23 protein-coding genes and 1 pseudogene are annotated in these 25,524 nt (G+C 64.0%); 3 read left to right on the forward strand and 21 right to left on the reverse strand.

All coding sequences use genetic code 11. From position 1 onward, the window contains the following. The first annotated feature begins 239 nt into the window (after positions 1-239). On the forward strand, positions 240-1,844 hold the full coding sequence (locus tag ACHMW7_RS23365) for a GMC family oxidoreductase (protein ID WP_395447825.1): 1,605 nt from the start codon (positions 240-242) through the stop codon (positions 1,842-1,844). Between the two features lie 4 nt (positions 1,845-1,848). On the opposite strand, the gene ACHMW7_RS23370 is transcribed toward ACHMW7_RS23365, so the two are convergent. The 5 genes from ACHMW7_RS23370 to ACHMW7_RS23390 form a co-directional block, all read right to left on the reverse strand. After that, positions 1,849-2,304, reverse strand: coding sequence for a nuclear transport factor 2 family protein (locus ACHMW7_RS23370; RefSeq protein ID WP_395447826.1), 456 nt, complete (start codon positions 2,302-2,304; stop codon positions 1,849-1,851). Between the two features lies 1 nt (position 2,305). Next, positions 2,306-3,247 (reverse strand): alpha/beta hydrolase, encoded by a 942-nt coding sequence (locus ACHMW7_RS23375; protein ID WP_395447827.1) that lies wholly within the window; start codon positions 3,245-3,247, stop codon positions 2,306-2,308. A 137-nt stretch (positions 3,248-3,384) separates the two neighbouring features. After that, positions 3,385-4,596, reverse strand: coding sequence for an ABC transporter substrate-binding protein (locus tag ACHMW7_RS23380; RefSeq protein WP_395447828.1), 1,212 nt, complete (start codon positions 4,594-4,596; stop codon positions 3,385-3,387). A 104-nt stretch (positions 4,597-4,700) separates the two neighbouring features. Continuing rightward, on the reverse strand, positions 4,701-5,465 hold the full coding sequence (locus ACHMW7_RS23385) for an SDR family NAD(P)-dependent oxidoreductase (RefSeq protein ID WP_395447829.1): 765 nt from the start codon (positions 5,463-5,465) through the stop codon (positions 4,701-4,703). Positions 5,466-5,597: 132 nt separating this feature from the next. Further along, entirely contained in the window at positions 5,598-6,656 is a 1,059-nt protein-coding gene (locus ACHMW7_RS23390; protein WP_395447830.1) for an ABC transporter substrate-binding protein, read from the reverse strand. 375 nt (positions 6,657-7,031) lie between these two features. Between ACHMW7_RS23390 and ACHMW7_RS23395 the strand changes: the two genes are divergently transcribed. Next, a complete protein-coding gene (locus ACHMW7_RS23395; RefSeq protein WP_395447831.1) occupies positions 7,032-8,180 on the forward strand; it encodes an LLM class flavin-dependent oxidoreductase in 1,149 nt (382 codons plus the stop codon). Between the two features lie 112 nt (positions 8,181-8,292). Here ACHMW7_RS23395 and ACHMW7_RS23400 read toward each other — a convergent pair whose 3' ends face one another. The 3 genes from ACHMW7_RS23400 to ACHMW7_RS23410 form a co-directional block, all read right to left on the reverse strand. Beyond that, positions 8,293-8,790 carry a flavin reductase family protein gene (locus tag ACHMW7_RS23400; protein ID WP_395447832.1) on the reverse strand — a complete coding sequence of 166 codons (498 nt, stop codon included), beginning with the start codon at positions 8,788-8,790 and terminating at the stop codon, positions 8,293-8,295. A gap of 182 nt (positions 8,791-8,972) precedes the next feature. Beyond that, positions 8,973-10,106, reverse strand: a complete 1,134-nt coding sequence (locus ACHMW7_RS23405) for a helix-turn-helix transcriptional regulator (protein WP_395447833.1) — start codon at positions 10,104-10,106, stop codon at positions 8,973-8,975. A gap of 2 nt (positions 10,107-10,108) precedes the next feature. Continuing rightward, positions 10,109-10,912 (reverse strand): SDR family oxidoreductase, encoded by an 804-nt coding sequence (locus ACHMW7_RS23410; RefSeq protein WP_395447834.1) that lies wholly within the window; start codon positions 10,910-10,912, stop codon positions 10,109-10,111. A 207-nt stretch (positions 10,913-11,119) separates the two neighbouring features. On the opposite strand from ACHMW7_RS23410, the gene ACHMW7_RS23415 reads away from it, so the two are divergent. Beyond that, positions 11,120-12,706, forward strand: a complete 1,587-nt coding sequence (locus tag ACHMW7_RS23415) for a FadD3 family acyl-CoA ligase (RefSeq protein WP_395447835.1) — start codon at positions 11,120-11,122, stop codon at positions 12,704-12,706. A 182-nt stretch (positions 12,707-12,888) separates the two neighbouring features. Here ACHMW7_RS23415 and ACHMW7_RS23420 read toward each other — a convergent pair whose 3' ends face one another. The 13 genes and pseudogenes from ACHMW7_RS23420 to ACHMW7_RS23480 all read right to left on the reverse strand — a co-directional run bounded on the left by ACHMW7_RS23420 (position 12,889) and on the right by ACHMW7_RS23480 (position 25,382). Continuing rightward, complete coding sequence (locus ACHMW7_RS23420) at positions 12,889-13,794, reverse strand: SDR family oxidoreductase (protein ID WP_395451418.1); 906 nt, start codon at positions 13,792-13,794, stop codon at positions 12,889-12,891. Between the two features lie 11 nt (positions 13,795-13,805). Beyond that, positions 13,806-14,150, reverse strand: coding sequence for a hypothetical protein (locus ACHMW7_RS23425; protein ID WP_395451486.1), 345 nt, complete (start codon positions 14,148-14,150; stop codon positions 13,806-13,808). 172 nt (positions 14,151-14,322) lie between these two features. Beyond that, positions 14,323-14,409, reverse strand: a pseudogene (locus ACHMW7_RS23430) (phenylacetic acid degradation protein PaaY); the annotation flags it as partial. 2 nt (positions 14,410-14,411) lie between these two features. Then, positions 14,412-15,563, reverse strand: coding sequence for an acetyl-CoA C-acetyltransferase (locus ACHMW7_RS23435; protein WP_395447836.1), 1,152 nt, complete (start codon positions 15,561-15,563; stop codon positions 14,412-14,414). Next, the gene (locus ACHMW7_RS23440; protein ID WP_395447837.1) at positions 15,556-16,620 is read right to left on the reverse strand and encodes an acyl-CoA dehydrogenase family protein; all 1,065 of its coding nucleotides are present in this window, start codon (positions 16,618-16,620) and stop codon (positions 15,556-15,558) included. The genes ACHMW7_RS23435 and ACHMW7_RS23440 overlap by 8 nt, the downstream gene beginning before the upstream one ends. A 14-nt stretch (positions 16,621-16,634) precedes the next feature. Beyond that, positions 16,635-17,798, reverse strand: coding sequence for an acyl-CoA dehydrogenase family protein (locus ACHMW7_RS23445; RefSeq protein WP_395447838.1), 1,164 nt, complete (start codon positions 17,796-17,798; stop codon positions 16,635-16,637). A gap of 34 nt (positions 17,799-17,832) precedes the next feature. Beyond that, a complete protein-coding gene (locus ACHMW7_RS23450; protein ID WP_395447839.1) occupies positions 17,833-18,729 on the reverse strand; it encodes an enoyl-CoA hydratase in 897 nt (298 codons plus the stop codon). 115 nt (positions 18,730-18,844) lie between these two features. Next, positions 18,845-19,789, reverse strand: a complete 945-nt coding sequence (locus ACHMW7_RS23455; RefSeq protein ID WP_395447840.1) for an aldo/keto reductase — start codon at positions 19,787-19,789, stop codon at positions 18,845-18,847. 47 nt (positions 19,790-19,836) lie between these two features. Beyond that, on the reverse strand, positions 19,837-21,453 hold the full coding sequence (locus ACHMW7_RS23460) for a GMC family oxidoreductase (RefSeq protein ID WP_395447841.1): 1,617 nt from the start codon (positions 21,451-21,453) through the stop codon (positions 19,837-19,839). A gap of 2 nt (positions 21,454-21,455) precedes the next feature. After that, a complete protein-coding gene (locus tag ACHMW7_RS23465) occupies positions 21,456-21,992 on the reverse strand; it encodes a thioesterase family protein (protein ID WP_395447842.1) in 537 nt (178 codons plus the stop codon). Positions 21,993-21,998: 6 nt separating this feature from the next. Continuing rightward, positions 21,999-22,706, reverse strand: a complete 708-nt coding sequence (locus tag ACHMW7_RS23470) for an ABC transporter ATP-binding protein (RefSeq protein WP_395447843.1) — start codon at positions 22,704-22,706, stop codon at positions 21,999-22,001. Beyond that, positions 22,699-24,483: an ATP-binding cassette domain-containing protein gene (locus ACHMW7_RS23475; RefSeq protein ID WP_395447844.1), complete on the reverse strand. Its 1,785-nt coding sequence runs from the start codon at positions 24,481-24,483 to the stop codon at positions 22,699-22,701. Before ACHMW7_RS23475 ends, ACHMW7_RS23470 begins: the two co-directional genes overlap by 8 nt. A 20-nt stretch (positions 24,484-24,503) precedes the next feature. Next, positions 24,504-25,382 carry a branched-chain amino acid ABC transporter permease gene (locus ACHMW7_RS23480; RefSeq protein WP_395447845.1) on the reverse strand — a complete coding sequence of 293 codons (879 nt, stop codon included), beginning with the start codon at positions 25,380-25,382 and terminating at the stop codon, positions 24,504-24,506. Between the last annotated feature and the right edge of the window lie 142 nt (positions 25,383-25,524).

Genomic DNA, 25,524 nt, shown 5'->3' on the forward strand with positions numbered 1-25,524 from the left:
CCTCCCCAGGAACGTAGGCTTTGCTGCCGGTCTGGATGCGCGCCGGCGCTCATATGCGCGCAAGGCCGCCACGCTCGTTGGCGTGGAGACTCCTCAGAGTGAAATCACAGGATGCGCGAAGGCCGAACATCGTCCATGCGGACTAGCGCATATGCTGGCACAGCTGGACGCGGCGATCTTCGCCTGGGCTAGTTCGTTTGCGGGATGCGAGCAGTCGGTCTCGCCTTCGACATCGCGGCATGAGCGAATTCGATACCATCATCGTCGGCGCCGGCTCGGCCGGTTGCGTTCTGGCCAATCGGTTGAGCAAAGACCCGGGGCATCGCGTGCTGGTGTTGGAAGCCGGCCCCTCCGATCTGCATCCGCTGGTGCGCATGCCCCGGGGCTGGGTCAAGCTCACGAAGCACCCCCGGCGCTCTTGGAATTTCCCCGTCGAGCATGAAGAGGGTCGGCCTCGGGGCGAAACTTGGGCACGCGGCCGCGGGCTCGGCGGATCGAGCTCGATCAACGGCATGCTCTATTGCCGCGGTGCGCCCAAGGATTACGACGGCTGGGCAAGCTTCGGCGTGAGCGGCTGGAGCTGGTCGGACATGGCACCGGTCTTCCGCAAGATGGAGAACCACCAGTTCGGCGGCAACGCCATCCGTGGTGGCGACGGCCCCTTGCAGATCAGCGTCCGCCCTCTCGCCGATCCGCTCGGTCAGGCGATCCTGGATGCCGGCGCCTCACTCGGTCTCGACCATCTCGACGACCTCAACGGCGACAGGCGTGAAGGTGTCGGCACTTACACGCATACGCTCGACCACAAAGGGCGGCGCATGAGCGCTGCCCGGGCCTTCTTGCGCCCTGCCATGCGGCGCGGCAACCTCGTCGTGCGCACTGGAGCTCAGGTGCGACGCATCCTCTTCGAGGGCCGGCGGGCCGTCGGCGTCGAATATTTTGCCGGCGGTATGAAGCGCACAGCGCGCGCGGCACAAGAAGTTATTGTCGCCTGCGGCGCGATCCAGTCGCCGCAGCTGCTGCAGGTCTCGGGCATCGGCCGGCCAGAAGCGCTGTCAAGGGCCGGCGTCGGCATCATGGCCGAACTGCCCGGCGTCGGGCGGAACTTCGCCGAACATCTTGTTGTCGCGCTGCCCTATCGCCTCGCCGGACTCGATGGCCACAACCGCCGACTCAGCGGCCTGCGCCTCGTCGGCGAGGTGCTGCGCTACTATCTCGCCGGCGCGGGGCTGATGAGTTTCGGCGCGTCGGAGATGGGCGGCTTTGTCAACTCCTCGCCTGACGTCGCCTATCCGGACCTGCAGCTGTCGCTGTCGCCCTACACCTTCGCCCGTGGGCTGTTGCAAGGCAGGCTGAGGCTGGAGGACCAGCCCGGCATCACCATCATCGGCTACGCACTTCGGCCGGAAAGCCGAGGCGAAATCACGATCCGCACACCCGACATGCGCGACATGCCCTCGATCCGGCCGAACTGGCTGGCGACCGAGCATGACCGGCGTGCCGCAGTCTCGATGATGAGGATCATGCGCGACTTCGTTGCCCAGCCGTCCTTGCGACCCTTCGTCAAGGACGAGCTTTGGCCGGGCAAGGCTCTCCAAACCGACGACGAGTTGCTCGCCGCCTTCCGCTCGACCTTCGTGTCGGGCCTGCATGCGGTCGGGACCTGCCGCATGGGCACGGACGCAAACGCCGTGGTCGACGAGCGGCTGCGCGTCCACGGCGTCGAAGGCCTGCGCGTCGTCGACGCCTCGGTGATCCCGGCACCGATCTCGGGCAATACAAACGGTCCGGTCATGGCGCTGGCCTGGCGTGCTGCTGACCTGATCCTCGAAGAAAGGCGCTGAACTCTCAGAAGTCGAAGAATTCAGAGCGCGTGCTGCTGAATGCCTTTTCAAGGCGATGCAGCATGCGCCAGCCGGTTTCAGTCCTGCGGTAACGCACATCGTACTGGCCGCAAGCCGTGCGGCTCATGCTGTGGTTGGCAGCGATCCGGCCAATGGCGACGAACTGGAAATGCAGATGGCCCGTCGCCTCGTCGCCCTCGATTTCGAGCAGCGGCAGGCCCGGTACATGCACGCCTGTGAACTTGGCCGTGAACTCCCGGCAGAAGTCCGACAGCTGGTCCCTGCCCGCCACCATGAGCGGTGGACGATCTCCAACCGCAGCGATCTCGAACACGCCATCCTCGGTGAAGACGTCGGCCCAGGCATTACCGTCGCCGCTGTCCCAGGCGCGGGCATAACGCGCCTCGAGCGCGATGATGTCGAGCATAGCCTCGGCGCGCCCCAGCCGTGCTTCCAGCATGTCAGCCCCTCGCCGCAAATGCGTCGCGCAGCCGCGTGCCGCCATGATCGATGGCCAGCCTCGCCTTGCCGATCAGGCCGACCATGCTGGCAAAGCCGTGCGAGACGCCGTCATAGCGCCGCGCCTCAACGTCGGCGCCTGCCTCAATCAGCGCCGCACAGAATGCCTCGACCTCGCTGCGCAGCGGGTCGAATTCGGCAATGGCAATCGTCGTCTGCGGCAGCTTTGCAAGATCGTGCGACCGCAGCAATGCGACACGCGGGTCGGTCAGTTCCTCCGGTTCGCCGAGATACTGGCGCCAGTACCAGCGCATCATCCCGGCACTGAGGAACGGCGTCTGCGGGAAGGTTTTGTAGGTTTGGCCGGAAGCCGTTGGGTCAGCGGCGGGATAGAACAGCAAGACGTGCCGCAGCACCCGGCGAACATCAGGCGATGCATGCAACGCCGCTGCTGCCGCCAGATTACCGCCGGCGCTGTCGCCGGCAAGCGCCAGCCGCTGCGGATCGCAGCCCAGTGAGGACGCGTTGACTGCGGCCCATTCAAGCGCTGCCAGCGTATCCTGGTAAGCTGCAGGGAACCTGTGCTCGGGGGCCAGCCGGTAGTCGACCGAGAGCACCGCACAATCGCCCGCCGTGGCCAAGGCCCGGCAGAAATTGTCATGGGTGTCGAGCGAGCACAGCACGAACCCACCGCCATGGCAGAACACCAACAGCGGCAACGCCTCGTCACGACGCGGCTTGTAGAGCCGCGCCGGTATCGTACCGGCGCCACCGGCGACACCAATGTCCTCAACCGAAGCCATTTCGGTGCTTTCAGTCGGCCATCCCGCGGCGTTCACCGCCGCGCGCAGGGCAGGAATGTCGACATTGGCGAGGTCGAGCGGCGGCCGCCTGGCGATGATCTCCGCCATCTCAGCAATGTCCGCATCGAGAACCATGTCCATCGCCAACCTCCCTGGCAGTCTCCCAGCAGGATGAAGGCCTGACACGAGGCCCAGATACATCGTTCGATCGGGTGAGCCGACGAAAAAGGCGCCGCCGGATACCGGCGGCGCCTTCAAAGACGAGCCGTCGCTGCCTACTATGGGCAGTCGGCGCGCTCAACGAGGCCATCGTCACGTGGCTGGTCCGGGTTCTTGACGATCTTCAGGCTGGTCGCAGGTGGCAGAAAATGGTTACTCGTGCTGGCCGACAGCCTGCCAACGATCGTGTCGACCGTCTGAACGTTGTTTTCCAGCCAGGCAGTCAGCGACGGACCGTCGGTCTTGCCTGAGCCATTCATCGCAGCAGCCAGCAGATAGGGCTGGATGTAATAGAGCTGAAGCGAAGCCGGCCCGCCGATACGTTCGAGATCCGGGACTGCAGCCTTGGCGCGCTTGGTGTATTGCGCGAACAACGACCCGCCAAGCGGATCTCCATCGCAATAGGTCAGCCCTTCGAACTGCAGGCTATAGACACCCTCGAACGGCTCGTGTCCGATGACGGTTGCGTTGCCCACGGCAGTCGTGGTCATGGCCGGGCTGGCCAGCACCGGCACGTCCCAGCCGATATCCATCCGGTTTTCGAGGAACTTGCGGGCATCGTCTCCGGTCGAGTTCATCAAGACCAGCACTTCCGCCCCGGAACCGCGTAGCCCCAGCAGTTGAGGTGTCATGTCTTCGGTGCGGAAGGTGAACTCCTGCACGCCAGCAGGTTCGACGCCTTTGTCCTTCATGTAGGGAACAATGTCGGCGATGGCTGATTTCGCCGCCCCGCCATTGTCGGAGATCAACCCGATCCTGGTGACCTTCAAAGTGTTGAGCGCATATTCGATGCTGGGAATGAGCTGGTTGGCACCGCGTGGCGAGGTGGTGAAATGATATGGCGCCGTTTCGACCGTGATCTGGGTCGACGCCGCAGTTGAAATCTGCGTCACCTTGCCTTCTGTGGTCACTGCAAGTGTCGGAACCGTTTCCTGGCTTGTCGCCGGACCGAGCACGGCATCCACCTTTTCGCTATCGACCAGGCGTCGCGCCTCGTTCAGGGCATGCGTCGGATCACTCATCGTGTCGGCCATGACCAGTTCGAGCTTCTTGCCCAAGACACCGCCCGATGCATTGATCTCGTCGATCGCCAGCCTCCAAGCAGTCTCGGCGATCTTGCCGATCGATGCTGCGCCTCCGGTGACCGACACCAGGCCGCCGATCTTGATGGTGTCCTCGGCCTTGGCGCTTCCGACAGCCAGCATCGTTGTCGACAAAAGTGCAAGCGCAAGTGGATGTAGCGCGGCTTTCCTAAAAGCGGTTCCAGGCATTGCAACTCCTCCAATTTGCATGATTGCGTCTACGATGTTCCCCACCCGACAGCCCGATGGCCTACCGGTCGGTTTCCATGATGTTTGTTGCTTGAAGCCCCCGTTCAGCGGGCCAGAAACCCGCCATCGACCGGCAGGCAGACGCCGTTGACGTAGACGGCGGCAGGCGAGCACAGCCATACGACAGCTTCCGCCAGGTCGTTCGGCTGACCGAAGCGTGATTGCGGGATCGTTGCCAGTGCCGCGCGGCCAATATCGGCATTTTCGAAAAAGCGTCTGGTCATGGGCGTTTCGACCACACCTGGCGCAACCGCGTTGCAGCGGATGTTGCGCCCGGCATATTCCTCGCAGACCACCTTGGTAAGGCCCAGCACCCCATGCTTGGCCGCGACATAGGCTGCGATGTTGGGACTGCTGCGAAACCCCATGATCGAGCTCGTGTTGACGATCGCCCCGCCACCGCTCTCCAGCATCAGCGGGAGCTCGTATTTCGTGCAATAGAAAACGCCTGACAAGTTGACGTCCATGACCTTGCGCCAGACATCGAGATCGTAGGCAGCAACATCGGCGCGGTCTGGTCCACCGCCGGAAATGCCGGCGTTGTTGAAAGCCATGTCGAGGCGACCAAAACGCTGGCGTGTGACCTCGACCATGTTCTTGCACTGCTCGGCATCGCCAACGTTGGTCAAAACCGCAATCGCCGCGCCGCCCGCCTGGTCAATTTCATTGGCCAGGGCACGAATGCCGGCTTCGTCCGTGTCAGCAAGAACCACCGACGCGCCCCGGCTGGCGAAAGCGAGTGCCGTGGCGCGGCCGATTCCGTTGGCAGCGCCGGTCACCAGCGCCACCTTGCCCTTCATTTCGGCCATCAACTCCCTCCCTGATACCTGGCTTCGATTGAAGCCAACCAGAGGCGTTGCAGCATCGTTCGATCGGGTGAGCCCACGAAAAAGGCGCCGCCGGATACCGGCGACGCCTTCACAAGTCGACCTGTTTTCTGCTTACTGCGCGCAGTCGGCACGCTCGACGAGACCGTCCTCGCGCAGCTGGTAGGGGTTCTTGACGACCTTGAGGCTTTCCACCGACGGCAGGAAGTGGTTGTCGGCGCTGGCCGCCAGCTTGCCGGTCAGTGTCTTGATCTCGCCGGCATTGGCCTCGATCCAGGCAGCGACCGACTTGCCGTCGGTCTTGCCCGAACCGTTCATGGCGGCGGCCAGGATGAAGGGCTGGATGTAATAGGGCACCAGCGCCGATGGCCCGCCCATGCGGTCGAGATCGGCGATGTCGGCCTTGGCTTTTTCGGCGAATTTGGCGAATGCCTTTTCACCGAGCGCATCACCCGGGCAATAGGTCATGCCTTCGAACTGCACCGAATAGACGCCTTCGAACGGCTCGTTGCCGATGGTGGCGGCGTTGCCGACGGCATAGTTGGTCATGGTCAGGCTCGCCAGAACGGGTACGTCCCAGCCGATATCGTAGCGGTTTTCCAGCATCTTGCGGGCGTCGTCGCCGATCGAGTTGATCAAGAGCACCGCCTCGGCATCGGAGTTGCGCAGCGAAAACAGCTGCGGGGTCATGTCCTCGGTGCGGAAGGCAAATTCCTGCACGGCTACAGGCTCGACGCCCTTGGACTTCATGTAGTTGGTGATATCGGAGACGGCGGCTTTCGACATGCCGCCATTGTCCGAAATCAGCGCCAGCTTGGTCAGCTTCAGCGTGTCGAGCGCATAGGCGATGTTGGGGATCATCTGGTTCTCGCCGATCGGCGAAGTCGAGAAGTGATACGGGCCGACCTCAGGTGTCAGTGCTGTCGACGCGGCGCTCGAAATCTGGGCGATGTTGGCCTCGGTGCCAATCGGCATCAGCGGCGTCGTTTCCTGGCTGGTCGCCGGGCCGACAACCGCCTGCACCTTCTCGCTTTCGATCAGGCGACGCATTTCGCTCACGCCATGCGTCGGGTCGGTCATGGTGTCGGCCAGCACCAGTTCGACCTTCTTGCCCGAAAATGCCGCCGGCCGCGTTGATATCGTCGATGGCGCGCTTCCAGGCCACTTCGGCATTCTTGCCGATCGAGGCGCCCGCGCCGGTCAGCGACATGATACCGCCGATCTTGATCGTCTCCTCGGCCTGGGCAGTACTGATACCCGCCAGGGCGGTGAACGACATCAGGGCGGCGACGAGCGCACGCCGGCTGCGAATGCTGGAAGTCATAGTCTGGTCTCCACGGAAATCGATGCCGCCGTTTCGGCCTAACGCGATTGCCACACATCGTCCATAAGGACCATTGAATTGAGCCAGCGGGTTTCGGTGCTGGCCCAACATCCCGTCCATTGGGGAAACGCCCTCACCCGATCGAACGATGAATTTCCGGGGCTCCCGCCTGAGGATCGTGCCCATGCCGAGAGGGCATTTGTCTCAAGCGGAGGAGCTTGCCAGTGAAATTTTCCATGATCTACGAGGCACAGATCGCCGAAACCCACCGCGAGGCCGAACAGCAGGTGTTTCGCGAGATGGCTGAACAATGTGTCCAGCTCGACAAGCAAGGCTTCGACGGCGTCTGGTGCGTCGAGCATCATGGCCTGACGCAGTATTCGCACATGTCGGCGCCCGAGACGTTCCTCGCCTTTGTCGCCGGCCAGACGAAAAGGCTCGAGATCGGCCACGGCGTCGTCTGCCTGCCACCGGCGATGAACCATCCGATCAAGGTCGCCGAGCGTATCGCCATGCTCGACATCCTGTCGAACGGCCGCGTCAATTTCGGCGTCGGCAAGGGCGGCAGCCAGCAAGAGGCCGGTGCCTTCGGCTATCAGCTTTCCGAACTGCAGCCGCTGATCGACGAGAGCATGTACCTGATCCCGCGCCTCTTCACCGAAGAGAGCGTCGAACATGACGGCCAGTACATCAAATTCCCCGCCCGCCCGGTGCACCCTAAGCCTCTGCAGGATCCGCATCCGCGCATGTACATGGCCTGCACGCGTTGGGAAGCGGTGGTGACTGCAGGCTCGCGCGGCCTTGGTGCGTTGGTCATGGGCTTCGGCGGACCGGACGAGATCAGGACCAAGAGCGACGCCTATCGCAAGGCCTTTGCCGAGCGCAAACCAGAGGATCAGGTCGGTTTCCGCCCGACCGAGCATCTTTCGGCACTGTGCCCTGCCATCGTCATGCGCGACCGCGACAAGGCCCGGCGCATCGGCCTGCGCGGCCAGCGCTTCTTCGCCGAGGCGCTGTCGCATTGGTACCAGGGCGGTCCCAGGCCGAAGGTCGATGATATGAGCCCGCAGGAACATCTGGCTGCGCTCGACAAGGTGCGCGAGCACAAGTTCGCCAAGCTCGGCGAAGACAAGATCGCCTACAATCCCCAGGCCTATGGTTATCTCGACGACATCAACGATGCCTACGGCACGCCGGAAGACTGCATTCGTTATGTCGAGCGGCTGTTTGAGGCTGGCGCCGACGAGATCATGTTCCTGTCGCAAATGGGCACGGTTCCGCACGAGGCGATCATGGAAACGATCGAGCTGATCGGCAGCGAGGTGATCCCATATTTTCACGGCAAGAAGCTGCGCGTCGCTGCCGCCGAGTGATCCGTACAGGCGACCGGCACATCCAGCCGGCCGCTTCTCTCTGCCATCAAAACGAAAAGGCCGGCACTTGGTGCCGGCTTTTTTCGTTTCCATGGGTCTTACGAACCCATGGTCACATGGCGAGATGAGCCCCGACATAGCGGGCGTCGGCATAGATCAGCGGTTCGATGCTGCCAAACAGCGCCACATCGGTGACCCGTCCAACGAACACGCCGTGGGTGCCGTAATAGAACTCGCCGTCATTGGCGCAGAAGATGTTGGCCTGGGCATCGCCGAGATAAGGAATGCCGTCACGCTCGCGCCAGTCGCCTTCGGCAAAGCGCGCCTCGCCCTTGACCTGGCCGCCGCAGCGTTGCGCCAGCGCCTCGTGCGTACGCGCCAGTATGTTGACGCAGAAAGGCGACTTGGCCTGGAAGGCGGCAAAGATCGACGCGCTGCGATTGACGCAGGCAAGCAGCGACGGCGGCTCCATACTGAGGCTGTCGACAGCGGTTGCCGCCATGGCCAGCCGTTGACCATGGTAATTCGTGGTCAGGATGACGACCGATTTCGCCAGCCGGCGCATCGCCGCCCTGGTGTCGGTCACCAGTTCGTTGATCTCAATGGACATTGCGCGCTCCTCCTGCCGACGTCCTTCAATGATTGGATCATCGCGCAGGGCTCGCTTTGCGGCATCGTTCGAACGGGCGAGCCAAGCAATTCCAGGACAAGTGTGACGCGGTTTTCCCTCCGGAATTGCGTCAGAGCAACAAGCCAGAGCCTTTCCGCGTTTCGCAGAAAAGTGGAAAGGCTCTAGCTCAGTTCGTCGACCGAACGCAAAAGCAGTCGGACCAGCTCGCTCTGCCTGGAAACGCCGGTCTTGGAAAACACCATACGCAGATGCGCCTTGGCCGTGTTCTTGGTGATGCCGAGCGCTGCGCTGGCGTCATTGAGGTCGAGGCCCTGCCCCATCAATGCGGCGAGTTCGGCTTCGGCCGGCGTCAGCCCGAACAGCCGGACAAGGATAGCCGGATGCGGCGCCACCGTGCTGCCGGCGTCGGCGATGATGACGAGTGCCGCCCCGCGCAACGGCGCTTGCAGCTTGGCAGAATGTGGCGCCGGCCGGACCACCAGCCCGAGCGCTTCGCCGCTGGAACGGTGGATCGAAAACGCCCGCGAGCCGGCAAACGAGGCGGGGTCCGCTTCCGCGATCTCGGCTACAGCCGCAGTGAACTCGCCGCTTGGCCCTGCCTCATCGAGCAGGCGCAGCCGGCCACGGTCGTTCTTCAGCACGTCCTTTTCGGCGAGGATCGCCTCTGCCTGCGGCGTCGCCTGCAGGATGCGGCACTCCCTGTCGACGATGATGGCGCCGACGGCCAGCCGCCCCAGTGCGCCGGCAAAAAGCTCGCGTTCGGATTCGAGACTGTTGAGCCGCAGGAACAGGCTCATCGCTTGCGTCAGATGCGGCAGCAGCCGCTGGAACGTCTCGCGCTCACTAGTGCCGAAATTGTCGCGGCCCAGCACCCGCGTTGCGCGCATCCGCACCCTTGCGCCCGACGCCTCCACAATGTCAGCGCCAACGACATGCATCCAGCCAGAGCCGGTCATGAAACCGGTCATGAACTCTGAACGCGAAAAGCCTTCCTCGCCGACGAGCTCGGCCAGCGTCGTCACCGTGCCGAGCGGCAGGTCGATGAATGGATCCTGCTTGTAGAGGGCGTTGTAGCGGGCGATGCGCTCTTCGGAGGCCGCGCCAGAATAGATGGCGCCCGGCCTGTCGCGGCGCTGGCGCTCGATGATCAGCGTACTGCTCTCGGCGTCGACCGTCGCGCGCAATGCCTTGAGGAAGCCGTCGAACGGACTGGCCTCGCTGATACCGGCATAAAGCAACGCGACGAGCCGGTCATGATCGGGCCCGGCGCCGTGAGCTTCCGCCCGATCGGCCACGGTCAGTTCGCGTCCGGGGCGTAACGCTTGATGAGGTCGAGAAACAGCGGCGTCTCGCCGCCGCCATGCACCTCGAGCGTCGCGCCGGTGACGAAGGTTGCGGTCGGGCTGGCGAGATAGAGTGCTGCACGTGCGATGTCGTCGCCGCGCCCCATGCGCCGCATCGGCACCGATGCGGCAATCGCCTGCTGGGCTTCGCGCGAACCGTAGGTCTCGTCGGCCTTTTCGGTTTCGATCAGGCCGACGATGATGGCGTTGACACGCACCTTGGGCGCCCATTCCTGGGCAAGGCTGGTGGTCAGGCTGAGCAGGCCGGCCTTGGCTGCACCGTAGACCGATGTGCCCGGCGACGGTCGCCGGCCGGAAACGCTGGCGATGTTGATGATATTGCCACCTTCCGGCAGCTTCGCCATCCAGTGATAGACCGCCTGCGACAAGTAGACCGGCGCCATCAAGTTGAGGTTGACGATGGCGTCGGAGAAGCGTGGCGACACGGTCGCCGCATCGACATGGGGCGAGCCGCCGGCATTGTTGACCAGGACGTCGATCCGGCCATGTTCTTCGCCGACGCGATCGACAAGTTCCTTGCAGGCCTGTGCGGTGCGTACGTCGCACTGCATGAAGATCGCCCGGTGTCCGTTCGAATGTGGCAGGCTGTCAGGCTCGGTGCGGGCGCAAACGACGACAGTGGCACCCGCGCCCAGGAAGCCCTCGGCAATCGCCCGGCCGATGCCCTTGGTGCCACCGGTGACGAGGACCACCCTTCCCTCGAAGGTCGCCAAGGCCGGTTGCGGGGCATTGCTCATGTCGAAACTCCAGGCTGCTCGGGCGTCGTCGCGCATCTGCCGTTGCGCGCAGTTCTACACGGCTTTAAGTCGATCTTTGGCGGGATTATTCGTCCCTTCGGACGATGCTGGGCGGCCTGCCATGCCTATGTTCCGGCAAACTAGCCCGGTTGGCACACAAGCGCCCAGCCAAATCGTCGTATCGGCCCGCGCCCGACAGGTAACCAGATGATATCAGAAGACGCCGACTGGAAATTCACCACCATTCCAAATCTCTGCGCGCGCGCCGCCGAAGTCTACGGCACGCGAACGGCGGTCGAGGATGGCGGCGTTACGCTGAACTTCGTCGAGCTCGACGCCATGCGCCGCCGCGTCGCCAAGGCAATGATCGCCGCTGGCGTGCAGAAAGGCGACCGGATCATGATCTGGGCGCCCAACACCTGGCAATGGTTCGCCACAGCACTCGGTCTGGTGACGGCAGGCGCTGTCCTCATTCCCGCCAGCACCCGCTTCAAAGGCGCCGAGATCGCCGAGCTGGTCAAGCGCAGCGGCACCTCCATGCTGTTTTCTGCCGGCACGTTCCTGGGGACCTACTATCCGGACCAGCTGAAGGCCGAAACGCGCGACACCCTGCGCCAGGTCGTGGTCATCGGCGAAACACGCGGCGACAACAGGAGCTGGGACAGCTTCGTTGCATCAGGCGACAGCGTCAGCGACGCTGAACTTGCCGAGCGCGAGGCCGCGGTCGGCCCGGACGACCTGTGCGACATGCTCTTCACCTCTGGCACCACGGGATACCCAAAGGGTGTCATGTACGGCCACCAGCAGTGCCTCAAGGCGATTGACGCATGGGCCACCCGCGTCGGCATCCGCGAGCACGACCGCATCCTCGTCATCCCGCCCTTTTTCCACGCTTTCGGCTACCGCTCGGGTGCCATCGTTTCGATGATGCGCGGCGCCGTGCTGATGCCACATCTCACCTACGATGCCGGCGAGATCCTGAAGCGGGTCTCGGAGGAAAAGATCAGCGTCATCCCCGGTCCACCTGCTATTTTCCAGGGCATGCTGCAGCATCCGGAACTGGCGAAGTTCGACACATCGAGCCTGCGCCTCGGTGTCACCGGCGGCGCCGTGGTTCCTTCGATCCTGATCCGCCGCATGCGCGAGGAACTCGGCTTTGCCGGCGTCGTCAACGGCTACGGCCTGACCGAATGCGGCGGCTACGGCACCATGTGCCTGGCGACCAATAGCGACGACGTCATTGCCAATACCGCCGGCAAGGCCGCGCCCGGCGTCGAAGTCCGCATCATGGACGACATCCGCAATTTCCTGCCCGACGGCCAGCCGGGCGAAGTTGTGGTCCGCGGCTACATCGTCATGAAGGGCTATTTCAACGATCCCGAGGCAACCGCCAAAACCATCGATGCCGAGGGCTGGCTGCACACCGGCGATGTCGGCTACTTCGACACCGACGGCAATTTGCGTATCGAAGATCGTCTCAAGGACATGTACATCACCGGCGGTTTCAACTGCTATCCGGCCGAGATCGAACGCATGCTGAGCACGCATCCTGCGATCGGCATCGTCGCCGTCATCGGCGTGCCTGACGAGCGCCTTGGCGAGGTCGGCAAGGCCTATGTCGTGCTGCGGCCAGGCACCAGCGCGACCGAAAAGGAGATCATCGACTGGTCGCGCGCCAATATGGCCAACTACAAGTGCCCGCGCAGCGTCGAGATCCGCCCGTCGCTACCCACCAGCCCGCAAGGCAAGGTGCTCAAGAACCTGTTGCGCGATGAGGCTCCCCAAGCGGCATGAGTTACCGCTCCTCCCTCCGATCGGGCGGCAGGCGACAGAAATCCGGACCGGAAGATTGCGGCGCTTCGGCGCCGTTTTCTTTCGGCCGAGCCTGCCGCGCGTTGGGCACAGCGAGACCTTATCGAAGGCAAAAAGGGCGCCGGTTGCCCGACGCCCTCTTCAGGTCCTTGCGGATGCTTGGCTTATGAACCGTAGACTGGCTTCGGCTCTGGCCGTGTTATCACCAGTTCGCTGATCTTGTCGCCAAGAGCCGCGGCATCCCAGCGGCTGCCCTTGTCGAATTCGGGCCCGTCGTTCCAGCCGAGGCAAACCCGGATCTTGCCACCGATCAGCTCGAAGATCTGGCCGGTGACGTCGGCCGAGGCCGCGCTGCACAGCCAGGCAACCAGCGGCGCGGTATTCTCGGGCGCGAAGATATCGAACTCGCCGTCCTTGGCCTGCATGGCGTCGGCAAAGGCGGTCTCTGTCATCCGCGTGCGGGCGTTGGGTGCGAGGCCGTTGGCGGTGATGCCATAGCGGCGCAGCTCGGCCGCCTGCACCAGCGTCAGCGAAGCGATGCCGCCCTTGGCCGCCGAATAGGCGCTCTGGCCGACGCTGCCCTGCAGGCCCGCGCCCGACGAGGTGTTGACGATGCGGGCATCGACCTTTGCGCCGGCCTTCTGCTGGGCGCGCCAGTAGTCGACGGCATGGCGGCTGACACAGAAATGGCCGCGCAGATGCACGCGCAGCACCGCATCCCATTCCTCGGGCGTGCACGACACGAACATGCGGTCGCGCACGAAACCGGCATTGTTGACCACCGCATGCAGGTCGCCAAAGGTGTCGAGTGCTGCCTTGACGATGCGCCCGCCAGCCTCGAAATCGGTGACGTCGTCATAGTTGGCGACGGCCTGGCCGCCCATCGCCTTGATCTCGTCCACCACCTGCTGCGCCGGCGTTTCCGTTGTCGCATCGCCATGGGTGCCGACGCCGAGATCGTTGACCACGACCTTCGCGCCTTCCGCCGCAAGACCGAGCGCATAGGCGCGGCCGAGGCCACGGCCGGCGCCGGTGACGATCACAACCCTGTTTTCGCAGATCCCTGCCATGTCAGTCCTTCTCACTTTGTCTTTGTCGACAGCCGTACGGCACGCGCCTGCCCGGCATTGCGCTTGCGGTCGGGCTCTGCCGTGCGGAGCGGTTCGCATTCCACGAGATCGGCAAGCGACCGGTCGGCCAGCCGCTGGTACTCGCCGTCGCCATTGTTGCGCCAGATGATCGCCGCCTCGGGCATCTCCTTGATCACCCTGGCCGGATTGCCGGCGATCAGGCTGCGCGGTGGCGTCACCACCTCGTTCTTGACCAGGCTGAGGGCCGCCACCAGGCTGTCGTCGCCGATGACGGCACCATCGAGCACCACCGCATTCATGCCGATCAGCGCGTTTTTCGCCCACCGTGCAGCCATGCAGGATGGCGCCATGGCCGACAGTCGCTCCGCGGCCAACGATACAGTCGGAGCCCGCCCCGGTATGCAAGGTGCAATTGTCCTGCACGCTGGCATCGCCAATCACCGTGATGCGGCCAAAATCCCCCCGGAGCGAAGCGCCCGGGCCAATGTAGCAGCGCGGCCCGATGGTCACGTCGCCGATCAGCACGGCCGTCGGATGCAGATAGGTCGAGGGTTCGACCACCGGCACGATACCCTGGAAGGAATAGACCGGCATGGTCAGAGCCTTTCGATAATGGTCACATTGGCCTGGCCGCCGCCTTCGCACATGGTCTGCAGTGCGTAACGGCCGTTGCGGCGCTCGAGCTCGTTCAGCATTGTCGTCATGATGCGCGCGCCGGTAGCGCCAAGCGGATGGCCGAGCGCGATCGCGCCGCCATTGACGTTGACCTTGTCGCGCGGGATGCCAAGGTCCTTGATCCAGGCGAGCGGGACCGACGCAAAGGCCTCGTTGCACTCGAACAGGTCAATGTCGTCGATCTTGAGCCCGGTCTTCGCCAGCGCATGACGGGTCGCCGGGATCGGAGCGGTCAGCATCCAGACGGGATCGTCGCCGCGCACGCTGATGTGGTGGATGCGGGCGCGCGGCTTGAGGTTGTGGTCCTTTACCGCCTGCTCAGAGGCGATCAGCAGTGCCGCCGACGCATCGGCGTTCTGGCTGGCGACACCGGCATGCACGCTGCCGCCTTCGATCAGCGTCTTCAGCGTCGCCATCTTCTCGAGCGAGGTGTCGCGGCGCGGAGTCTCGTCGACGGCGAAGTCGCCAACGGGCACGATCTCGCTCACAAAACGGCCCGCGTCTATGGCGGCAATCGCGCGCTGGTGGCTTTCGAGCGCAAACTGCTCCATCTCGTCGCGGCTGCACTGCCACTTCTCGGCGATCATCTCGGCCGATCGGAACTGACCGACCTCCTGGTCGCCATAGCGGGCGAGCCAGCCCGGCGAGGTGCTGAACGGATCGGGGAAGCCGAACTGCGGCCCGACCAACATGGCCGACGCCATCGGGATCATGTTCATGTTCTGCACGCCGCCGGCAACGACCAGGTCCTGCGTGCCGCTCATCACCGCCTGGGCGGCGAAATGCACCGCCTGCTGGGCCGAGCCGCACTGGCGGTCGACGGTCACGCCGGGCACATGGTCGGGCAGGCCCGCCACCAGCCAGCAGGTGCGGGCAATGTCGCCGGCCTGCGAGCCGATCGTATCGGTGCAGCCATAGATCACGTCGTCGACCGCGTTCGGGTCGATGCCGGTTCGCGCCATCAGCGCCTTGATCGGCTGGGCACCCAGATCGGCCGAATGCATCTGCGCGAGCGCGCCCTTCTTGCGGCCGACAGGCGTGCGGACGGCGTCGACGATATAGGCTTCAGGCATTTTCGGCCTCTCTGGCAAAGGTGTGTTCAGGTCCGAGCGGACGCGCGAAGACGCGGCGCGCGACGCGCTCACGATGAAATGCGGTGCCGCCCCACCAATTGGTCAGCGCGATGCCGCGCTTGAGGAAGAAGTGGACATCCACCTCCCACGAATAGCCCATGGCGCCATGCACCTGGATCGAGGTGCGGGCAGCGACGTCGGAGGCGTCGGTGCAGGCGAGCTTGGCCTGCGAGATGCGGGCACGGCAGTAGAGGTCGCCCTGTTCGAGCAGCGCGGCGGCGGCATGCAGCACCGGCCGAGCGAACTCGATCTTGACCTGCGCCGTCGCGAGATGATGCTTGACCGCTTGGTACGAGCCGATCGGCTTGCCGAACTGCTGCCGCTCCTTGGCATAGGCGACACCGAGGTCGACGCAGCGCTGGGCGATGCCCTGCATCTGCGCGGCGGCAAACAGCGCGCCCCGGTCGAGCGCGGCAGCGAGCGGAGCCGCAGCTTCGTTGGCTTCGGCGATCAACGTCTCGGCGCTCGGCTCGGACTCGACAGTGAACAGCCGGCGGAACGGATCGACGCTCGGCTGCGCCACGATCCTTGCCTTGGAGGTCTCGACCAGATGCACAGCACCATCGCGCACGACGAGCACGGCTTCCGCCGTGTCGGCGTCGGCGACGAACGGATTGGCCGGATGGGCAACTGTGATCGTCACCTCACCGGCAAGCGCCCGTTCGAGTAAGGTAGCGGCGCGGGCATTGTCGGAGAAGGCCGCGAGCAGCGGCAAAGCGACACCGGCATTCTCGACCAGTGGCTCGGGCAAACAGGCATAACCACAGGCCTCGGCGATCTGCACGAAGTCGATCGCCGACAGGCCGAGCCCGCCCTTGTCTTCGGCCACCAGCGCGCCGGCAAGGCCCATCTCCAGAATCTTGGCCCAGCGGGCCTCGTCGCGGGCAGCGCCCTCGCCCATCAGCCGGCGCAGGTCGGCCGGCTGGCAGACGTCGGTCAGCAGTTCGCGCACCACGTCCGCCGTCATCGTCTGTTCTTCGGAGAAACGGAAATCCATCTGTCGTCCCTCCCTCAGGCGCGCGGCAGGCCGAGCATACGCTCGGCGATGATGTTGCGCTGGATCTCGTTCGAGCCGGCATAGATCGGCCCGGCCAGCGAGAAGAAGTAGCCGTCCAGCCAGCGCCCAATGTCGCCGGCCTCTGGCGCACTGCGCAACAGCTCCGCGCGGGCGCCCAGGATCGACAATGCCGCCTTGTGCATGGCGATGTCCATTTCCGACCAGAAGATCTTGTTGGTACTGGCCTCGGCGCCGATATGGCCGCCTGCGGCAAGCCGCGATGCGGTGGCGTAGATCGACAGCGCGTAGGCCTCGGCATCCATCCAGGACTGCAGCACCGCAGCGCGAACCGTCGGTTCTACTTCTGCCTCATGCGCCTTGAACAGCTCCACCAGCTTGCGCGCCGCCACCTGGAAGCGCGCTGGGCTGCGCAGCATCAGCCCACGCTCGAAGCCGGCGGTCGCCATGCAGATGTTCCAGCCCTCGCCCTCGCCGCCAAGACGGTTGAAGGCGGGCACGCGCACATCGTCGAGGAATATTTCGGCAAAGCCGGTCTCGCCGTCGATCTGCGGGATCGCCTGCACCCGCACGCCGGGCGCATTGAGCGGGAAGAAGATCAACGACAGTCCCTTGTGGCGCTGCGAAGCCGGATCGGTGCGGAACAGGCCGAAAGCCCAGTCGGCGAAGACGGCGCGCGACGACCAGATCTTGTGCCCCTTGAGCACATATTCGTCACCTTCCAGCACGGCCGTGGCGCGCACGGCAGCGAGGTCTGAACCGGCTTGCGGCTCTGACCAGGCCTGCGCCCAGATCTCGTCGCCCGAAGCCATCGCCGTGAGGAAGCGTGCCTTCTGCTCGTCCGTGCCGTACTCCATCAGCGTCGGGCCGAGCAGGAAGATGCCGTTCTGGTTGACACGCAGCGGCGCTCCGGCGCGGTAATATTCTTCCTCGAAGATCAGCCACTGGATCAGGTCGAGCCCGCGCCCGCCATAGCTTTCCGGCCAGGTCACCATGCCCCAGCGACCGTCGGCCAACACGCGCTCCCAGGCGCGATGCGCCTCAAACCCCTCGCGGCTGGCGTCGAAGGACGGCAGCGGCTTGCCGGGCACATGCTTTTCGAGCCAGGAGCGCACTTCCTGGCGGAAGGCCTTCTGCTCTTCGGTATAGTTCAGATCCACGCTTGGAAATTCCCGTTGGTCGGCAGCGGCAGGCTCAGGCCTCGCCGGCCTGCTTCTTGTTGGCCGCGGCCATGCTCTTGGCGTCCTGCCCGCCCAGCGTGTTGCCGGTTGTCAGGTCGTTCTGGGCATGGGCGAAATGATGCATGTGGTAGTGCGCATCCATGGCGGTGCGCTTGCCGCGCAGGTCCTCGACATGGTTGATCGCCTGCTTGGACAGCCAAAGGCCAAGGCGCGGATATTGCGCCAGCTTCTCGGCCATCGCCCGGCCGGCCCCTTCGAGCTCGTCGCGGGTCACGACCTTGTTGACCATGCCGTACTGTTCGGCCCGCGCCGCCGGCATGCGCTCGCCCATCATCAGGAATTCCTTGGCAATGCGCGGCGGCAGCTCGAAGGCATGCGCGAAATACTCGACGCCGGGAATGCCCATGCGCACGACCGGATCCTGGAAGAAGGCGTCGTCGGTCGCCACGATGAAGTCGCAGACCCAGGCCAGCATCAGCCCGCCGGCGACGCAGGCGCCCTGCACCAGTGCGATGGTCGGCTTGGGCAGATCGCGCCAACGCCGGCACATGCCGAGATAGACTTCATGCTCCCTGGTATAGAGCATCTCTGCCGCCGGCTTGTTGGTGTGGTCTGCCCACATCAGGCGGCGGTCGAAGGTCTTGTTGACGTCGCGGCCCGGCGTGCCGATGTCATGTCCGGCCGAGAAATGCTTGCCCGCACCGCGCAGGATGATGACCTTCACCGCATCATCGTCGACGGCGCGCTTGAAGGCGTCGTCGAGCGCATAGGTCATCTGCGAGTTCTGGGCGTTGTTGAACGTCGGACGGTTCATCGTCACCCAGGCAATCGGACCCTCGGTTTCGAACAGAACCGGCTGATCCGTCTCATAGGTGATGTCTGCCGTGCGCGGCTCAACCAGATCACTCATTTCAAGGGTTTCCGCTGACAATTCAACTCAGTAGCTGACGGGAAACTACGTTCCCCGCCAAGCGGTGCAATCGTCCAAAGGGACTAACGCATGGGCGGCGCTGAGCACCGTCCCATCATTTGCAGATCGTATCGATCTCGGCGAGTTCTTCCGCTGACAGCTTCCACGACGCCGCCGCTGCATTGGCCACCACCTGCTCCGGACGGGTTGCACCGGCAATCACGCTGGACACGATCGGCTGGCAGGCCAGCCAGGAGAACGCCAGCTCCAAGATGGCGCGCCCGCGCGCCGCGCTGAAGGCGATCAGCTTCTCGACCTTGTCGAGATTGGCGTCGGTCAGGCCAGACTTGAAATAGGCCATGTTCATGCGCGTGTCCTCGGGCAGCGCCTGGCCCTTGCGGTACTTGCCGGTCAGAAGGCCGCTCGCCAGCGGGAAATAGGGCAAAAGCGTCATGCCGGTGCGGCGCATTGCCGGGAACAGCTCGGTCTCGGCCGCGCGCGAGATCAGATTGTATTCGGCCTGGGTGGACTGCAGGCTGTGCAGATTGTGGTGGCGAGAGGTCCAGCTGGCATCGACCAGCATCCACGCCGGCAAGTTCGAGCAGCCGAGATAGCGAACCTTACCCTGCTTCACGAGATCGTCCAGCGCCCTGAGCGTCTCTTCGATCGGGGTCAGCGCATCCGGAAAATGGTACTGGTAGAGATCGATGTAGTCGGTCTTGAGCCGGCGCAGGCTGTCCTCGACCGCACCCATGATGTAGCCACGCGAGCCGTTGTAGCGGTTGCTCTTCTCGCGGTTGAGCGGCGAGGCGAACTTGGTCGCCAGCACCATGTCCTTGCGCCGGTCGCCAAGGATCTCGCCCAAGGTGGTCTCGGAGCCGCCGTTGACGCCATAGGAGTTGGAAGTGTCGAGCAGCGTGATGCCGGCATCGAGTGCGGCGAACACAACCTTGCGGGCGCCTTCGGTATCGAGGCTTTTGATCATGCCGCCGAAGTTGTTGCAGCCGAGGCCGACCACCGAAACCTCGAGGCCCGAGCTGCCCAGAACGCGCTTTTCCATCTCGCTACTCCATCATCATCAGTGGCTAAACAATCGAATTCGTTGGGCTATGCAGCCGCCTTGATCATGTCGGCTGCCTTCTCGGCGATCATGATTGTCGCCGCATAGGTATTGCCGTTGACCAGGACGGGCATGACAGACGCATCGGCAACGCGCAGCCTGTCGACGCCGCGCACACGCAATTGCGGATCAACCACAGAATCCGCGTCCGCACCCATCCGGCAGGTGCCGGCGGCATGGTAATGCGTCACCGCAGTCGCCAGGATGTCCTCGGCGATGTCGTCGAGCGAACGGATCGGCCGCGCGGGCAACAGCTCCTTGTCGAGCGCGCCGCGCAGTGCCGGCTGGTTGACGATCGCGCGGGTCCGGTCGGCTCCCTCGGTCAGGATGCGCAAGTCGCGCGGATCGGAGAAATAGTTGGGCAAGATCGCCGCATGCACCAGCGGATCGGCCGATTTCAGCATCACCTGCCCACGGCTGTAGGGCGAACCGTGGTTGAGCAGCAGGGTGAAACCGTGTTCCCTCGGCAGGATGCCGAGCACGCCCTGGCCGCGCCGGATCACCGTTGCCGGCGCCATGCAGACCTGGATCTCGCTACCCGGGTCGCCTTCGATGGCGTGGAAATAGCCCGACGTCGGAAACAGCCCGCGGCTCAGCACACCGCGGCGCTGGAACAGGTATTGCGCACCAGCCTTGAGCGCACCCCATGGCCTGACGTGGCTGTAGGCACTGACCGGCTTGGTCGTCGTGTACATCAGCCGATACATCGGGTGGTTCTGCAAATTCTGCCCGACCTCGGGCCTGTCGGCGGCGACCTTGATGCCGATCTCCTGCAGTCTCTGGGCGTCGCCGACGCCCGACAGCATCAGCAACTGCGGCGAGTTGACCGCACCGCCGCTGAGGATTACCTCCTTCACCGCCCGCGCTACGCGCGTTCGACCTTCATGCCCGAACTCCACGCCGGTGGCGATGCCCGCCTCGATCACCACGCGCTTGACCGGTGCATCGACAATCAGGGTCAGGTTCGGCCGTTTCAGTGCCGGGTGGAGAAAGGCTGCGGCCGTACTCGACCGCTTGCCGCGCCCGATAGTCAGGTCGACATGGCCGAAAGCCTCATGCGCGTCCTTGTTGAGGTCGTCGGTCAGCGGCAGGCCTTCCCCAGCGGCCGCATCGAGGAACATGTCGCAGACAGGTGCCGTGCCCTGTCCCTTGGAAACCTGCAGCGGTCCATTGTCACCATGGATGTCGCTGGCGCCGCGCTCATTGGTCTCGGATTTCTTGAAATACGGCAGGACGTCGTCATAACCCCAGCCGTCGCAGCCAAGTGCCTTCCAGTTGTCGTAGTCGCGCCGGTGCCCACGCATATACATCATGCCGTTGATCGAACCCGACCCGCCCACAATCCTTCCCTGCGCCCAGTAGAGCTTGCGTCCGCCCAGAGCCGGCACCGGCTCGCTTTCATAGCTCCAGTTGTAGGCCGGGTGCGTGCCGGTCACGACATTGGCGCCGGGGATGCGGATCAGCATGCCCTTGTCGAGCCCGCCGGCTTCGATGACCGCAACCCGTACATTCGGGTTCTCGGAAAGCCGGGCAGCAAGCACACAGCCGGCTGCGCCCGCGCCGACGATGACGTAGTCGAATTCGAGATCGGCGCTGAAACTCACGGCTATTTCCTGAAATCGCGCCGCACGACACCCTTCGGCCAAGGCAGGCGCTCATGTTCCCAGGCGAGCCTGGTCAGCGGATCGGCAACGCCGGGTTCGACGATCCTCACCGCCTTGCGCACCCGCAGGTCGACATGGATCGACAGCCCTTCCACCGTCGCCGCGCGGTAGTTCTGGTCGACATTCCACAATTCGTGGAAATGGTGGACGCGCTTGAGGTCGGTCCAAAGCACGTAGCTTCGTGCTTCGAGCCGGGCATCGGGCATCAGTTCGCGTTCATAGCGAACGCTCTTTTCGAGACGGAAGAAGCTGTAGTTCGTGCTGCGGATGTAGTCGTCATGGATGCCGAACACTTCAAACAGGTCGCTTTCGGCGATGTCGAACACGTGGTCGTACCACGACACATTCATGTGCCGGTTGACGTCGAGCCACAGCGGCTCGACCCTGCCGCGGAAGCTGATATAGGGGCCAAACACGTCTTCGGCATCCCGGGCATTCGCGCCCGACACCCCGTCCCTGGCCGCACCGTCGTCGTTCATCCGCCCTTACTCCGCGGCTGCAGCCGACGGCGCGCTGAGCTTCTCGTCGAGTTCAGAAGCGAGGCAGGAGAACTTGACCTGGCCACGTTCGATGATCATCGCCCGGTCGGCGTAAGGTGCCGTCACCGCGAGATGCTGTTCGACGATGACGACTGCCGTGCCGGTCTGTGCCCAGCGGCGCAGGAAGGCGAGGATCGGCGGCAGCAGCGCCTGGGCGAGGCCCATCGAGGGCTCGTCGCAGAGCAGCACCTTGGGCTGGGCGATGAAGGCCTGGCCGAGCGCCAGCATCTGCTGCTGTCCGCCCGACAGGTCGCGGGCGTAGAGCTTCTGCTTCTCCTTGAGGATCGGGAAGACCGCATAGATCTCCTCGACCGCATTGTTGAAGCCGGCGCGGTCGCCGCGCCGTGCCGCAGCCCCCATGCGCAGATTGTCGAACACGCTGAGTTCGGGAAACACCCGGTGCCCGTCAAGCACCAGGCGCAGACCCGATTGCGCCACCTTCTCGGGGGCCTGCCCAGCGATCGGCTTGCCGTCGAGCATGATCACGCCGCTGTCGGGCTTGTTGAAACCGGCGATCGCCCGCATCAGCGTCGACTTGCCAGCACCATTCTCGCCGCCGATGAGCAGGATTTCGCCTGCCTTGGCGGCCAGCGAGACATCCCGCAGCACCGGGATGGTGCCATAGCCGGCAACCAGATTCCTGACCTCAAGCATGGCGCGACCCCACAAACATATGCTGCACTGCCGGGTCCTTGGCGACCACATCAGGCTTACCGGACGACACCACGCGCCCCTGCTCCAGGACCGTGATGGTGTCGGCAATACCCCAAACCAGATCGAGGTCGTGCTCGACGAGGATGACGGTCTTGCCCATCTGGCGGCTCAGGAACCTGACGAGATTGGCGAAATTGGTGCGCTCGCCCTGCGACAGGCCGGCGGCCGGCTCGTCGAACAAAACGATGGTCGCTTCCTTCAGCACCGTACGCATCACTTCCACCAGGCGGCGTTGGCCGTGCGACAACAGGTTGGCGCTGTCCTGGCCGAAGCTATCCTCCATCGCCTTGGCGAGCGCCGTGATGTCGGTGCTTGCCGGACCGACGCGGGCATCCATGCCGATCTTCAGATTGTCCCACAGCGACAGCTGGCTGAAGATGCGCGGCGCCTGGAAGGTACGGCCAAGGCTCATATTGGCGATACGGTCGGCGGCCATGTTGGTGGCATCGACGCCGTTGATCATGAACGAGCCGGAGTTCAGCCGGGAAAGGCCGCTCAGCACGTTGAGCAAGCTGGTCTTGCCCGAGCCATTGGCACCGATCAGGCCATGCACCTCGCCCTTGCGGACCTTGAGGTCGACAGCGCTGACCGCAACCACCTCGCCGAATTTCTTGGTGCCGTTGCGCACCTCGACAGCGATCTCCTCGCTCGGCTCGCTTGCCACCTTGCCCGACTGGAGGTTGGCCAGGAAACCATCGATGCGGAAGGCCTGCTCGCCACCACCTGATTGCTTGCGCTTGGCGCGCAGCCGCTCGATCGAGCCGACGATGCCATCGGGGAAAATCAGCACAGCCAGCAGCGTCAAGGTGCCGTACATCAGCAGGCGGTATTCAACGAATTGCGCCAGCAGGATGTTGGGCAAGATGAAGACGATCCAGATGCCGATGATCGGCCCGAGCATCTGTCCGCGTCCGCCGACGACGACAGCGAAGAAGAACACGAACGACAGCTCGATGTTGAAGCCCTGCGGACTGACGAAAGCAACCGTCGGCAGATAGAGAACCCCGCAGATGCCGGTGCCGATCGAAGCGACGATGAAGGCGATGAAGCGCATCACGCCTGGCTTGATGCCTAGGGAACGCGCGGCCTCCGGGCTCAGGGCCGCCACGAACATGCTGCGCCCGAGCTTCGAGCGGCGGATCAGGTAATGCGCTGCAAGAGCGATCATCGGAAACACCGCGACCGCGATTGCCAGCGGCGACATGCCGAAGACGGCAGGATTGGTCAGCTCAGGGACGGAAACGCTGATGCCGTTGATGCCGTTGGTCCACCTGTCGAGCGTGACCAGAAGCTGCGGGAACACGATTGCCGCGCTCATGGTGACGAAGCCGAGGTGGAAGCCCTGGACGCGAAGCGCCGGCAAGGCAAACAGCAGGCCGCCGAGCACCGCGGCAACGATGCCACCGACCGAAGCAGCCGCGAAGGACCAGCCATGCAGACCGTAGAGGATCGCAGCTCCATAAGCCGCAAGGCCGAGGATCGCACCCTGGCCGAACGACTTCTGGCCGGCATCGACGAACAGCATGTTCTGGAAGATCGCCGCGGCGATGTAGATGTTGACCAGCTGGAATGTATGGATCCAGTAGGAGTTGCCCAGGATCACAGGGCCGAAGCCGGTGATGGCGATCAGCGCCACGCCGATCCAGACCTGCGTCAGGTCGGAGTTGAAGCGGCCTTTCGGCTTGGTCTCGGCCATGGCAATGGGTCCGGTCTGCACGTTTGTACTCGCCTGCATGGTCACACCCGCCTCGCGCCGACGCGGCCAAACAGGCCCTGCGGCCGGAACATCAGGATGATTACCAGCACCAGCAGCGAAGCCAGGTCCTGGTAGGCACCGCCGACCTTGTAGGCCGTCAGCATGGCGACCACACCGACCAGCGGACCGCCAATCAGCGTTCCAGCGTTGGAGCCGATACCGCCGACCACAGCCGCAACGAAGCCGTTGAGCACGTATTTCAGGCCGGCATCGGGGCTAACCGAAATCACCGGCGCCACCAGGAAGCCGACAGTGCCGACCATCAGGCCGCTGATGGCGAATGAAATCAGCTGCAGTCGGCGCACCGGAAGGCCGGCGGCACGGGCAGCATCAAAGTCTTGCGACAACGCGCTGATGGCGAGGCCGATGAAGGTCTTGCGCAAGAAGAAGCGCAGCGCGAAAAACCAGAAGATCATCGCCGCGATCGCCAGCGCATAGGCGCCTGGCGTACGTGTGCCAAGAATGCGGAAGCTCGGCACCACACTGGACACCGAATAGGCGAACGGCCCTTGCGTGATCATCAGCAGCGCCGCGACGATGACCGAGACCGAAACCGTCGAGATGAGCCAGCTGTCCTGCTCGACGGACGAGCGCAACGGCAGAAGCGTGATGTAGCCTTGGATGGTGACCACAGCGGCGATCAGCAGCCCGCTCAGCACCAGCATCAGCGTCCATTGGCCGAAGCCCACCTGGTTGGCCAGGAAATAGGCCGCGAAACCGCCCAGGATGAACATGTTGCCCTGGGCAAAATTGAAGATGTTCGTCGCGCCGTGTACGATGTTGAAGCTCATCGCGATGGTGGCGAAGATCGAGCCTATGGCGATCCCGCGTATCACGATGATCAGTATTTCACTGAGCATAAGCTCGCCTCCCTGACCACACTTATGAACCCGTCCCTGCCGGCGCAGGGCAAGCCCGAACGCATGATGAGGGATGGGTATTTTGGGACGAGCTTATGCGGTGTGACGGCCACCGCAACATCGTTCGAACGGACTAACGGAC

It is taken from the genome of Aminobacter sp. UC22_36 (assembly GCF_044056035.1).
Lineage (GTDB): Bacteria > Pseudomonadota > Alphaproteobacteria > Rhizobiales > Rhizobiaceae > Aminobacter.

Bases quoted from the DNA above. Each gene is read 5' to 3' on its own strand.
- ACHMW7_RS23370 (WP_395447826.1), bottom strand. From the start codon at position 2,304: ATGCTGGAAGCACGGCTGGGGCGCGCCGAGGCTATGCTCGACATCATC.
- ACHMW7_RS23380 (WP_395447828.1), bottom strand. From the start codon at position 4,596: ATGCCTGGAACCGCTTTTAGGAAAGCCGCGCTACATCCACTTGCGCTT.
- ACHMW7_RS23440 (WP_395447837.1), bottom strand. From the start codon at position 16,620: ATGGATTTCCGTTTCTCCGAAGAACAGACGATGACGGCGGACGTGGTG.
- ACHMW7_RS23435 (WP_395447836.1), bottom strand. From the start codon at position 15,563: ATGCCTGAAGCCTATATCGTCGACGCCGTCCGCACGCCTGTCGGCCGC.
- ACHMW7_RS23465 (WP_395447842.1), bottom strand. From the start codon at position 21,992: ATGAACGACGACGGTGCGGCCAGGGACGGGGTGTCGGGCGCGAATGCC.
- ACHMW7_RS23375 (WP_395447827.1), bottom strand. From the start codon at position 3,247: ATGGACATGGTTCTCGATGCGGACATTGCTGAGATGGCGGAGATCATC.
- ACHMW7_RS23365 (WP_395447825.1), top strand. From the start codon at position 240: ATGAGCGAATTCGATACCATCATCGTCGGCGCCGGCTCGGCCGGTTGC.
- ACHMW7_RS23470 (WP_395447843.1), bottom strand. From the start codon at position 22,706: ATGCTTGAGGTCAGGAATCTGGTTGCCGGCTATGGCACCATCCCGGTG.
- ACHMW7_RS23455 (WP_395447840.1), bottom strand. From the start codon at position 19,789: ATGGAAAAGCGCGTTCTGGGCAGCTCGGGCCTCGAGGTTTCGGTGGTC.
- ACHMW7_RS23425 (WP_395451486.1), bottom strand. From the start codon at position 14,150: ATGGCTGCACGGTGGGCGAAAAACGCGCTGATCGGCATGAATGCGGTG.
- ACHMW7_RS23410 (WP_395447834.1), bottom strand. From the start codon at position 10,912: ATGAGCAATGCCCCGCAACCGGCCTTGGCGACCTTCGAGGGAAGGGTG.
- ACHMW7_RS23450 (WP_395447839.1), bottom strand. From the start codon at position 18,729: ATGAGTGATCTGGTTGAGCCGCGCACGGCAGACATCACCTATGAGACG.
- ACHMW7_RS23420 (WP_395451418.1), bottom strand. From the start codon at position 13,794: ATGGCAGGGATCTGCGAAAACAGGGTTGTGATCGTCACCGGCGCCGGC.
- ACHMW7_RS23390 (WP_395447830.1), bottom strand. From the start codon at position 6,656: ATGCCGAAGTGGCCTGGAAGCGCGCCATCGACGATATCAACGCGGCCG.
- ACHMW7_RS23415 (WP_395447835.1), top strand. From the start codon at position 11,120: ATGATATCAGAAGACGCCGACTGGAAATTCACCACCATTCCAAATCTC.
- ACHMW7_RS23480 (WP_395447845.1), bottom strand. From the start codon at position 25,382: ATGCTCAGTGAAATACTGATCATCGTGATACGCGGGATCGCCATAGGC.
- ACHMW7_RS23385 (WP_395447829.1), bottom strand. From the start codon at position 5,465: ATGGCCGAAATGAAGGGCAAGGTGGCGCTGGTGACCGGCGCTGCCAAC.
- ACHMW7_RS23400 (WP_395447832.1), bottom strand. From the start codon at position 8,790: ATGTCCATTGAGATCAACGAACTGGTGACCGACACCAGGGCGGCGATG.